Genomic DNA, 11,812 nt, shown 5'->3' with positions numbered 1-11,812 from the left:
CGCGAACCGCGCGCGCGTGCGCAGCGCCCATCCGGCTTGGTGCGTTTATTCACGGCACTATTGGGGGCAAACGGTTGACAAACTGGCCGTCCGGACCGTCCGAAACGGCCACAGAACCGGTACGGATGCGGCACGGATTCATGCGGGACGCGCCGAACCGGGCGGAAGCTGGCACAGTGGAAGGGGAACCAACCCTTTTCCCTGAGCGTTGGCCTCTTATCTACTGCGGCACCGCCGCGCGGGAGGAGAAAGCGCATGACGTACGACAGGCTCGTCTGCGCCAACTGCGCGAGCCCGGTCAGTGAGGGCCGCTGCCCGGTCTGCCGGGCCAGCAGGGAGCGCCTCCAGCAGCAGGAGGGCCCCTTCGCCGGGCTGACCCCGGCCGCGCTGATAGCGCTCCTGGTGGCACTGATCGCGGTGGCCGTGCTCGCTCATGAGATGGCAGCGGCGGCGTAACGCAGCGTTACCGCACGATCGATACAATCGACACCGACGCATCGTCGACACCCACGCATCGTCGATACCGGCGGCACCATCGATACCGACGCCCGAGGGGCCCGGAGCTCTGCAGCGCTCCGGGCCCCTCGATGTGCGTGCGGCGTATGTATCAGGCCACGTTGTTGTTGCGGTTCGCGAGACGCGGCACGACGCGGAAGCCGATGCCACCCGCGATCATCGTCGCGGCACCGATCAGCAGGAACGTGGTCTCGGAGGAAGCACCGGTCTCGGCCAGCTCCTCCTTGGCCTTGCCCTGCTCGACCGGCTTGGAACCGACGCTGTCGGTGTCCGTGTTGTCGTCGCAGTTGGTGGAGTCGAGGTCCACGGTGCAGGTCGAGTCGTCGCCGCCCGCGCCGCCGCCCTGGCTGGGCGAGGTGCTGGGCTGGCCGGAGGGCTCGTCCGTGGGCTGGTCCGTCGGCTGGCCCGTGGGCTGATCCGTCGGCTCGCCGGTGGGCTCGTCCGTCGGCTGGCCGGTCGGCTCGTCCGTCGGCTCACCGGTCGGGAGCGTCGGCAGCCCGGTGGGCAGGCCGGTGGGCTCATCCGTCGGCTCGTCGGTGGGCTCGTCCGTCGGCTCACCCGTGGGAATGCCGGTCGGCTCATCGGTGGGGTTGTCGGGCTTGCCGACGCCGACACCGACGTCCAGACCCTTCTCGTCCGCGTTGACCGAGGCGTCGACGCCACCGATACCCACGTCGATCCCCACGGCCGATGCGGCGCCGGCGGCGGTCAGCGACGCACCGGCGGCGATCACCGCGGCGGCCGCTATGCGCGCGACCCGCAGCCGCGTCTTCTTCGTCATCTGCCTGCTACCCCCAGTAGCTGTACTCGTCGATGGAGCAGCTATGCACGGGGCCACGGCCGTCAGGGAAAGAATTCCGCGGGCTCTGCCTGCACTGTCTGCTCAGGCGATCCGCCGGTCCCCATTCACACGCGCCCCAGTCATACGCATGCCGCGCGTCAGCCTTCCCAGTTTTCATGGCACCGTCAAGCGTCTTTGGGTGCGAGATGTCCGCTATGAAGGTGCTTGTGTGACGCATGGGTACAGGACTGTGACCAAAAAACGTCCTTGAAAGACCACTTGGCGATCAGGCCGACGGCCCGGAGGGGGTCTTAGCTCTCCTGCTCGCGCTGCTTGCGCCAGCGGATTCCGGCCTCCAGGAAGCCGTCCAGCTCGCCGTCGAGCACCGCCTGCGGGTTGCCGACCTCGAACTCGGTGCGCAGGTCCTTGACCATCTGGTACGGGTGCAGGACGTACGAACGCATCTGGTTGCCCCAGGAATTGCCGCCGTCGCCCTTGAGCGCGTTCATCTTGGCCTGCTCCTCCTGACGGCGCCGGTCAAGGAGCTTCGCCTGGAGGACGTTCATCGCGGTCGCCTTGTTCTGGATCTGCGAGCGCTCGTTCTGACAGGAGACCACGATGCCGGTGGGGATGTGGGTCAACCGCACCGCGGAGTCGGTGGTGTTGACGCCCTGCCCGCCGGGGCCCGACGAGCGGTAGACGTCGATCCGCAGCTCGGACTCGTCGATCTCGATGTGGTCGGTCTGCTCGACCACCGGCAGCACCTCGACCCCCGCGAAGGAGGTCTGACGGCGGCCCTGGTTGTCGAACGGCGAGATGCGCACCAGACGGTGGGTGCCCTGCTCGACGGAGAGCGTCCCGTACGCGTACGGGATCTGCACGACGAAGGTGGTCGACTTGATGCCGGCCTCCTCCGCGTACGAGGTCTCGTAGATCTCCGTCTTGTAGCCGTGCCGCTCGGCCCAGCGCAGATACATCCGCTGCAGCTGCTCGGCGAAGTCGGCGGCGTCGACGCCGCCCGCCTCGGCGCGGATGTTGACGACCGCCTCACGGGAGTCGTACTCGCCGGACAGGAGGGTACGCACCTCCATCTCGTCGACAGCCTTGCGCACGGCCCCCAGCTCGGCCTCGGCCTCGACGCGTGTGTCCTCGTCGTCCTCGTCGGCGGCCAGCTCGAACAGCACCTCGAGGTCGTCGATGCGGCCGCGCAGCTCCTCGGCCCGGCGCAGGTGGCCCTGGAGGTAGGAGAGCTTGCTGGTGATCTTCTGCGCGTTCTCCGGGTCGTCCCACAGGGACGGGGCCGCCGCCTGCTCCTCGAGCACGGCGATGTCGGCCCGCATCTTGTCGAGGTCCAGGACGACCTCGATCGACCCCATGGTCGAGGAGAGGGACTTCAGCTCTTCGGATACATCGACGACTGCCACGTGCACCAGCCTAACCGCTATAGAAGGATCACCGGCCCGTCGGTCCCTCGCCGGGACCGGCGGGCCCTCAGCGGGCGCCGGAGTCCTGTCCGGACCCCTGACCAGAGCCTTGTCCGGACCCCTGACCAGAGCCTTGTCCGGACCCCTGACCGGAGTCTTGCCCGGACCCCTGTCCCGACCGCTGTCCGGAGCCTTGTCCGGAGTCTTGCGAGGACGAGTGCTCACCGCCCTTGGGGGCATCGTCGCCGTCATCGCCGCCCGCGACCAGCCATCCGCCGACGCCCACGGTGATCAGCGCCGCCACCGTGACCGCGGCGACCTTGAGCCTCCGGCGGCGCAGCGCCCCCGAGACCGCCGGATGGCGCGCCGAGCCCGCCCGGCGCTCACCGTGTACGCGGGGGGCGCGGGCGGTGCCGTGCGCGCCCCCCGCCAGCTCGTCCGGGCTGGGTACGCGCATGCTGGTGTGGGTCTCGCGGCTGCTGTCCGGCACCGCACCCGGGACCAGCGGGACAGCGCCGCGCCGCCGCCGCTGCTGCCCGCCGTCGGCGCGCCCCTGGCCGTACCCCTGCTCGTATCCCTGGCCCTGGCCCGGTGCGGTGGGGGCGGGCTGGTGGCCGCCCTCCACGCGCGTGCCCTCGCCCTCCCGCCGCTCCTGCTCCTCGTCCTCGTCCGGCTCGTCGATGTCCAGCGGCGGGTACCCGACCAGGCTGGGCAGGATCTCGCGCAGCCGCGCGGCCAGCTCGGAGGCGCGCAGCCGGGACGCGGGCGCCTTGGCGAGGCACTGGAGCAGCAGCTGCCACAGCTCGTCGGGGATGCCGGGCAGCGGGGCGACGGTCTCCGTCACATGGCGGCGCAGGATCGCGCCGGGGTGGCCGCCGCCGAACGGGGTGAAGCCGGCCAGCAGCTCGTACAACACCGTGGCCAGCGCGTACACATCCACGCTGGCCCGCGGCGGCAGCCCCTCGATGATCTCCGGCGCGAGGTAGTCGGGGGTGCCGATGACGCTGCGCGGGTTGGGCGAACGGCCCTGGGACGTGTGCTGGCCGCGGGCGGGCCGGCCGCCGCGGGCCCGGCCCGGTTCGTCGACCAGGCGCGCGATGCCGAAGTCGGTGAGCAGGGCGGGGTGGGAGCGGCCGGGGCCGAGCGGGCCCTCCATGTCCAGCAGGACGTTCTCCGGTTTGACGTCCCGGTGCACGATCCCGGCGGCGTGCGCCGCGGCCAGCCCGTCGGCGACGTCCGCGGCGATCGCGACCGCGGCCTCCGGGGACAGCCGCCGCTCGCGGTCGAGCCGGGTGCGCAGATCCGTACCGCGGATCAGGTTCATGACGAGCGCCAGGTCGTTGCCGTCCACCACGAGATCGCGCACACCGACCACCCGGGGGTGGTCGAGGCTGAGCAGCGCGGTGCGCTCCTGTACGAAACGGCCCACGAGCTCCTGGTCGGAGGCGAGATCCTCGCGCAGGAGCTTGATGGCGACCGGGCCCTCGGGACCCTCGCCCAGCCACACCGTGCCGGCGCTGCCGCGTCCCAGGACCTGGTGCGCGGTGTACCGGCTGCCGATCTTCCGTGACAAGACTGCTCCGAATCCTCCGACAGGGGGCACGTTGGCGACAAAGCTACGCGGCTACTGACGCGTTGGGGGCATCAGACAGCGCCAACTGTCACTTCTGAGCGGAAAACACCCCTTGGATGTCGACAAATCATCTGACTCGGCGCATCGGTCGGGGTGTTGAGGGGGTTCCGGCGTGCTTCCGGCGTGCTTCCGGCGTTAGCTCGGGCCGCCGAGCGCGGAGATCCAGTCCTTGACCTCGGTGACCCAGGACGAGACCGCGTCCCAGTAGCCCTTGCCCTCGGCGACCCAGTCCTTGAGCGGGGTCAGCTCCCAGATCAGCCAGGAGCCCACGACCAGGATCAGGATCACGAACAGGCAGCCCTTGAGGCACCCGAGCCCGGGAATCTTCATCCGGTTGGGGTTGGACCCGCGCTGCCGGGGCTCGCGGCGCGGCTCCGGCTGCTGGGGCTGCTGCGGCGGGGCGTACTGCTGGGGCTGCTGCGGCGGCTGCTGTTGCTGGCGGCGCTGCTGACGGCGCGACGACGGCTGCGGCTGCCGGGGCTGCTGTTGCTGCTGGTACTGCTGTTGCTGCTGCTGGTACGGCTGTTGGTACTGCTGTTGCTGATACTGCTGCTGTTGCTGCTGGTACCCCTGCGGCGGCTGCTGCGGGCCGGGGCGGTGCGGGCGGCGGCGCAGCGGGTCGTCGCCCGGGTCGAGGGGCTGGACCTGCGTCTGCTCGTTGCGGTCACGGGCCGCGCGCATCTGGTTCTGCCAGGGGTGCTGATCGTCCTGGCCGGGGACGCCGCCGGGCGGCACGGGAGGCATGGCCCGGGTGGGGTCCGCCCCGGGGCCGTTCGGGCCGTTCGTCGGCATCGCCTGGGTGGGGTCGGCGTTGGGGCCCGTGGTGGGGAGCACGTTGGTGGCCGCGGCCGGGTCGTACGCATTGCCCGGCGCGTTCGTCGGCAGCACCTGGGTCGCGTCGCCCGCGCCCGTGGGGGCGGTGTCCGGGACCGGGGCCGGCGCCGGGTCCGGCGCGAGCAGCGCGGCGACGCCGAGGGCGGCCTCCGCCTGCGCACCCGAGGAGTGCACGCCGATACCGGCGGCGACCACGCGCAGGCCCCGGGCCAGGCTCTCGGCGCTCGGACGCTCGTCCGGGTTCTTGCGCAGACAGCGCTCTATGACCGTCCACAGCGGCTCGGGCACGGTCGTGGGGCGGCGCGGCTCCTCGCTGAGGTGGCGGTGCAGCACCTCCAGCGCCGTGTTGCCCGCGAACGGCGGACGGCCGGTGACCAGCTCGTACAGCATGATGCCCGCGCCGTAGATGTCCACCGCGGACGTCTGCGGACGGCCCTCGGCGGACTCCGGCGCCACGTAGGCGGGGGTGCCGACGAACTCCTGAGTGCGGGTCAGGCCGGGCGAGTCGGCGAGCCGCGCGATGCCGAAGTCGGTCAGCATCGGATGCATTTCCTCGCCCTCGCCGGTGCCCGCGAGGAGCACGTTGGCGGGCTTGAGGTCGCGGTGCACGACGCCGTCGGCGTGGCTGGCGGCGAGCGCGTCGGCGACCTGCGCCATGAGGAGGGACCCGGCGACGGGGCTGAAGGGGCCGTTGGCGCGCAGGTAGTTGTGGAGATCCGGACCGTTGATCAGGTCCATGACGAGGGCGAGCAGATCGCCTTCGACGACGAGATCGCGGGTGCGGACGATGTTGGGGTGGGTGAGGCGGAGCAGTACGGAACGCTCGCGGAGAAAGCGCATGACGATATCCGCGTCGTTCGCCAGCTCCTCCTTGAGGACCTTGATCGCGACCGTCTCGCCGGGCTGTCCGGCCACGGCCGCCTCGGCGCCCGCCGTCTCCCGCTGGCTGGCCCGCCAGACGGTGCCCGTGGCTCCGCGTCCGAGCGGCTCCTCGAGCAGGTACTTGCTGCCTACCGGCCGCACGTCATGCGCTCCCTGGTCGTGGTCATATCACTTGCATCGCTTGCTGCATCGCTTGTACTGCCTGCCGTGCTCGTCCGCCCACTGTAATGGGGACGGACAAGGTGCCGTGCCGATCACCGCTGATCACCGTCCGAGTAGGGCGTCGAGGCCCCGCCGGGACCCCGCCGGGGCCCCGTCACGGGCCGCCGGGGTCCCGGGGAAAGACGCGTGATCCGGGGAGTCGGTTGCCCACTCGCGGCCTCTTAACACAGCCGATCCGGTCCTCCTGACCCAGCGAATCCGGTCGCAATCAGCCAGTTTCGGCCGAGTAGCCGACCAATCAAGATCATGTGGTGCCGGGCGGCAGGCGAAGTGTCAGTGGCAGGTGCGAGGATGCACGCAGCACGGAAGCGCCGAGCGGCGGGAGACTCACGCTCCGTGATCCGTACGACCCCGTGCGGACCTGTACGTGCCGAAGCGCCTGGGGGCGAGACGGTGGGGTTGGCACCCCCGTCCGGCCCCCCGGACAGAAGGGACCGTTGACGGCGATGCAGATTCGGCTGACCGTCCTCGGGTCGCGCAGCGCCCATCCGGGCCGTTCCGGCCATCCTGCGCCCGCGCCGCCGCCGCACGCCCTCGCGGGCGCGGTGGATGTGCTCGTGACCGCTCCCGTCGGCACCGCCCTCGCCTCCGTGACGAGCGGCCTCGCCGCCGCCGTCGCCGCGGCCGGGCACGACGCGGGGGGCGGCACCGGCGCGGTCGTGGTGTACGCGGGCGCGGAGCGGCTCGACCCCCAGCGCTGCGCGCTCGGCGACCCACCACTGGTGGACGGCGCGGTGCTCTCCCTCCACGCCCCGGCCGACCCCGACCACTACCCCGGCTACCCGGGCTACCCCGGCCTGCCCGAGGCGGCGGTGTCCGACGCCACGGTCCACCTGGACGTGATCGCGGGGCCCGACGCGGGCGGCGTCCACCTGCTGCACGGCGGCCAGGTCCGCATCGGCCGCTCCGCCGACGCCGACGTCCCCCTGGACGACCCCGACGTCTCCCGGCTGCACTGCGCCGTGACGGTCACCGAGGACGGCCGGGTGACCATCGCCGACCTCGGCTCGACGAACGGCACCGCGGCCGACGGCGCCCCGGTCGGGCGCGACCCCGTACCGCTCGCGCCGGGCGCGCTGCTCCGGATCGGCGAATCCGCGCTGCGGCTGCGCGCCCCCGGTGCGGCCCCGTCCTCCCCCGCCCGCCTCCCCGCGCAGCCGGACGGCGAGGGCCACCTGCGGGTCACCCCGCGCACGGACGGCGTGGCCCACGCCAAGGGCCCCTGGACCGGCGCCCCGGCCCCCCGCCACCCGGGCCGCGGCTGGACCCCGGTGGGCCAGGGGGCCACCACGCCCCACCCCGAAGCCCCCACCACCCACGGCACCGGCACCCACCCGGGCGACGGCCGGACGAACGCAGCCGCAGCCCCGGCGGTCGGCACCGGCCCGTACGGCGACGGGGCTCCCGACGGACGCACGGCAGCCCCCACCCACGACGCGCAGGCGCCATGGCCGAGCGACGGCCGAACGGACGGGGGCAGAACCCCCGCAGACCGCCCCGCCGCCGGACAACCGGGAGCCCCGGGCCCGGCGGGCAGCAGCGCGCGCTACGGCACCTCGACCGGAAGCGGCCGGGGTCCGGCTGGACGGTCCGCAGGCCCCGAGCACGGGGGCCAAGAACCGTGGGCCGGAGCCCCGGCTACGGACAGCGGCACACCGTACGGCGCAACCGACCGACGCCCGGGCGGACAGCCCGGCGGTCAGCCGGGAGCCCCGGCGCGCGACGGCGCGGCCGGTGGCCCCGGGCGCGGCACGCGGGACGTCCGGGCCGAAGGCCCGGCGGGCGGCAACGCGACCGGGAGCGGCCGAGACCCCGGCGGACGGGACGCCTGGGCCGAAGGCCCAGCGGGCGGCGGCGCGTCGCACGGCGGATCGACAGATACCGGGCGCCGCGGCGCAACCGAGCGACGACCGGCCGACGACCGGGGACGCCCCGGACAGCCGGGCGCGGGCGGCAATGGGCCCTACGGCGACCCGACCAGCAGGCACCACGGAGCCACCGGGCAGCCCGGCACAGCCACAGGCCCCAATCGCGGCGCGCGGGACCCCAGGGCCGAAGGCCCGGCAAGCGGCAACGCGTCGCACCGCGACCCGGCCGACGGCCAAGGGCACCCCGGGCAGCCGGGCGCGGGCGCCAACGCGCCGTACGGCACCCCGACCGGGAGCAGCCGGAGCCCCGGCGGACGGTCCACAGACCCCACGCACGGTGCACAGGACCGCTGGCCGGACGACGCCCGAACCGGCACCGGCAGGCAGCCCGGCGCGGCCGCAGGCCCCGAGCGCGGCGCGCGGGACCTCTGGGCCGAAGGCGGCGCGTCGTACCGTGACCCGGCCGACGGCCGGGGGCGTCCCGGGGAGCCGGGCGCTGGCGGCAGCACGCCCTACGGCGACCCGAATGGCAGCAGCCGAGGCCCCGGCGGACGGTCCGCAGACAGCGGAGCCACCGGACGGCCGGGCACAGCCGCAGGCCCCCGCCGCAGGGAACGGGACCCCCAGGTCGAAGGCCCGGCAAGCGGCGGCGCGTCGTACGGCGCAACCGACGGCCGGGGGCGTCCCGGGCAGCCGGGCGCGGGCGGCAACGTGCCGTACGACGACGGGCCGACCGGCAGCAGCCGGGGCCTCGGGGGGCGGTCCGCAGACCTCACGCACGGCGGGCAGGCGCCATGGTCCGGCGACGGCCGAACAGCAGGCACCGGCAGGCAGCCCGGCGCAGCCGCAGGGTCCGAGCGCGGCGCGCGGGACCCCTGGGCCGAAGGCGGCGCGTCGCACCGTGACCCGGCCGACGGCCGGGGGCGTCCCGGGCAGCCGGGCGCCGCCGGTGGCGCGTCGTACGGCGGACCGAACGGCAGCGGCCGGGACCCCGGCGGGCGGGCGGCGGGCCCCACGCACGGCGCGCAGGAACCCTGGCCCGGCGGCCCTGGCCACCCCGGCGGGGCCGCCCCGGCAGGCGGCGGCGCAGCGTACGGCAATCCGCCCACCATTCCCGAGCAGCCCGGCGCGGCCGACCGGCGCACCGCCGCACCGGGGAGCCCCGGGCGGGGGACTCCGTTGCGGGGGACCACCGTGCCGCAAGGGCTCGGCGAGGCGAGGGCGGGGGCGGAGGCGTACGCGTACGACGCTCCCGGGGCGCAGGTCCGGCGGCGCGGGATAGGGGCCTGGGTGCGGCAGTTGACCGGGGGCCGGGGCGCGGACGAGCGGGGCGCGGACGAGACCGTGGGCGCCGAGGACCGGGCGGCGCAGGCGGCCGAGGAGGCCGCCACGCTGCACCGGCGGTGGCCGGACCCCGCCGCCGTGCTGATGACGGCGCTGGGGCCGGGGCCACGGCTGTGGGAGCGCGGGCCGGGCCATCCGGACGCGCTCACCGTGCGGCTCGGCTCCGCCGACCGGCTCTCGGGCGCCGGGGGGCTGCTGCCCGCCGCGCCCGTGACCGTCGATCTGCGGCAGGCCGGTTCGCTGGGGCTGGCCGGGCCGCGCGGGCGGCTGGCCGGGCTCGCCCGGTCCGTCGTGGCGCAGCTCGCGGCGCTGCACTCGCCGGGCACGCTGGAGATCGTGCTGCTCAGCACCGAGGACCGGCCCGCCGAGTGGTCCTGGCTGGGCTGGCTGCCGCAGCTCCAGCCGCTGCGCGGGCAGGACTGCCGGTTGCTGCTGGCGTACGACGCGGAGCAGGTGACGGCCCGTACGGCGGAGCTGACGCGGCGGCTGGACGACGCCACGGGCCCGGCCGGGCCGTACACGGTGGTGATCGTGGACGGCGATCCGGGCCCGCCCGCGCTGCGCGAGACGCTCGGGCGGCTGGCGGTCGGCGGTCCGGGGGCCGGGATTCACCTCCTGTGTCTGGCCGAGGCCCCGGCCGCGTCGCCCGCGTCACCGCTGTCGGTGAGCTACGAGACGGCGTGCGCGGCCTCGGCGGCGTTCGCGTCGTGCGAGGTGGCGGCGGTGCTGAGCGGTGATGTGGCCACCGGGCTGCAGATCGTGCGGCGGGACGCGGCCACCGGCGGCGCGGGCGTCCCCATGTGGGTGGCCGGGGCCACCACGGCGGCCACCGTGGACGCGGTGTCGGGGGCGTGGGCCGAGCGGTTCGCGCGGGCGCTCGCGCCCCTGCGCCCGGCCGCTTCCGGCCACGGCGACGAGGGCGGCCCGGGGCGGCAGGTGTCGGCCCCGCTGCCCGACTCGGCGCGGCTCCTGGACGAGTTGGGGCTTGCCCGGGCCACTCCGGCGTCGCTGATGGCGCGTTGGGCGGCCGCCGCGGACGAGGTTCCGGCGGGCGGCCGGGCGCTCGCGGTGCTGGGCGCCGGTCCGCGCGGGCCGGTCACCGTCGACCTGGCCGCCGACGGCCCGCATCTGCTGATCGACGGCGGCGCGGGCACCGGCAAGACGGAGCTGCTGCGGTCGCTGGCCGCCTCCCTCGCGGCCGCCGAACGGCCCGACCGGCTGGAGCTGGTACTCCTCGACGGCGCGGGGGCGGGCGGCGGGGCGGAGCGCGGCGAGGGGCTGCGGGTGTGCACCGACCTGCCGCATGTGTCGACGTATCTGGCGGCCTCCGACCCGGTGCGGATGCGGGAGTTCGCGCAGGCGCTCAGCTCGGAGCTGAAGCGCCGGGCCGAGTTGCTGGGGCGGCTGGACTTCGTCTCCTGGCACACCCGGCCGAGGGAGGGTACGGGCGCGAGCGCGTCCGGCGGCGCTCCCCCGCGGGTGGTCGCGCCCCGTTCCCCCGGGGACATCGACCCACCGCCCAGCACGACGCTGAAGCTGCGCCCCCAGCGCGGCCGCAACAACCAGCCCGACCAGCAGGGCCAACAGGGGCAGCACGGCCAACAGGGCCAGCACGAGCCCGCCCCGCGCCCCTTCCCCCGCCTCGTCGTCCTCGTCGACGACTTCGACGCGCTGGTGGCCCCGGCCCTCGGCAGCCCGGGCCGCCCGGCGGCCGGTTCGGTGGTGCGCGCGCTGGAGGCGATCGCCCGCGACGGCGCCCATCTCGGCGTCCACCTGGTGGCGGCGTCCGGCCGCCCGGACCGTACGGCGGATACGGCGGCGGTCGAGCGAGCCGGGCTGCGGGTCGTCCTGGAGCCCCGTCCGCTGGGGCCCGCCTCGTCCGAGCGGCCGGAGGCGGAGGCTTACGCGTCCGACGCGTCCGGTGAGTCCGGCGGTGAGCACGCCCCCGGCCGTGGCCGCCTGCTACGCCCGGACGACGCCGCCGCGACCCCGTTCCAGGCGGGCCGGGTCACCGGTCGGATACCGCGTACCGCGACGCAGCGGCCGACGGTCGTCCCGCTGGAGTGGGAGCGGATGGGCGATCCCCCGGCCCGCCGCCCACTGCGCGAACTGGGCAATGGGCCGACCGACCTGGCGCTGCTCGCCAGCGCGCTCCAGCGCGCCGCTCAGTCGGCGGACGCGCCGACCGCGCCCGCGCTGATCTGACGGTCACGCGGGCCGCATCACGGGCCGCACCGCGGGCAGCCGAGCCGTCCGATTAATTGATGCTTTAACGAATCACAGCCCCGCCCCTCCCCCTCACCTTTGC

The 11,812-nt window shown here is 74.8% G+C and carries 6 protein-coding genes; 2 read left to right on the top strand and 4 right to left on the bottom strand.

Annotation, left to right across the window (positions count from 1 at the left end; all coding sequences use genetic code 11):
* The first annotated feature begins 255 nt into the window (after nucleotides 1–255).
* Entirely contained in the window at nucleotides 256–456 is a 201-nt protein-coding gene (locus ABZ370_RS40090) for a hypothetical protein (protein ID WP_055555454.1), read from the top strand.
* Between the two features lie 151 nt (nucleotides 457–607).
* On the opposite strand, the gene ABZ370_RS40085 is transcribed toward ABZ370_RS40090, so the two are convergent.
* The 4 genes from ABZ370_RS40085 to ABZ370_RS40070 form a co-directional block, all read right to left on the bottom strand.
* The gene (locus ABZ370_RS40085) at nucleotides 608–1,297 is read right to left on the bottom strand and encodes a PT domain-containing protein (protein ID WP_358632178.1); all 690 of its coding nucleotides are present in this window, start codon (nucleotides 1,295–1,297) and stop codon (nucleotides 608–610) included.
* Between the two features lie 311 nt (nucleotides 1,298–1,608).
* The gene (gene prfB, locus ABZ370_RS40080; RefSeq protein ID WP_358632176.1) at nucleotides 1,609–2,721 is read right to left on the bottom strand and encodes a peptide chain release factor 2; all 1,113 of its coding nucleotides are present in this window, start codon (nucleotides 2,719–2,721) and stop codon (nucleotides 1,609–1,611) included.
* 67 nt (nucleotides 2,722–2,788) lie between these two features.
* Nucleotides 2,789–4,294, bottom strand: a complete 1,506-nt coding sequence (locus tag ABZ370_RS40075) for a serine/threonine-protein kinase (protein ID WP_358632173.1) — start codon at nucleotides 4,292–4,294, stop codon at nucleotides 2,789–2,791.
* 195 nt (nucleotides 4,295–4,489) lie between these two features.
* Nucleotides 4,490–6,211 (bottom strand): serine/threonine-protein kinase, encoded by a 1,722-nt coding sequence (locus ABZ370_RS40070; protein ID WP_358632170.1) that lies wholly within the window; start codon nucleotides 6,209–6,211, stop codon nucleotides 4,490–4,492.
* 527 nt (nucleotides 6,212–6,738) lie between these two features.
* On the opposite strand from ABZ370_RS40070, the gene ABZ370_RS40065 reads away from it, so the two are divergent.
* Entirely contained in the window at nucleotides 6,739–11,709 is a 4,971-nt protein-coding gene (locus ABZ370_RS40065) for an FtsK/SpoIIIE domain-containing protein (RefSeq protein ID WP_358632167.1), read from the top strand.
* Nucleotides 11,710–11,812 lie beyond the last annotated feature (103 nt).

The sequence above is a fragment of the Streptomyces sp. NPDC005962 genome (genome assembly GCF_040629205.1).
Lineage (GTDB): Bacteria > Actinomycetota > Actinomycetes > Streptomycetales > Streptomycetaceae > Streptomyces.
The sequence above is the reverse complement of the archived record's forward strand: the minus strand, read 5'-3'. Positions and strand labels throughout refer to the sequence as shown.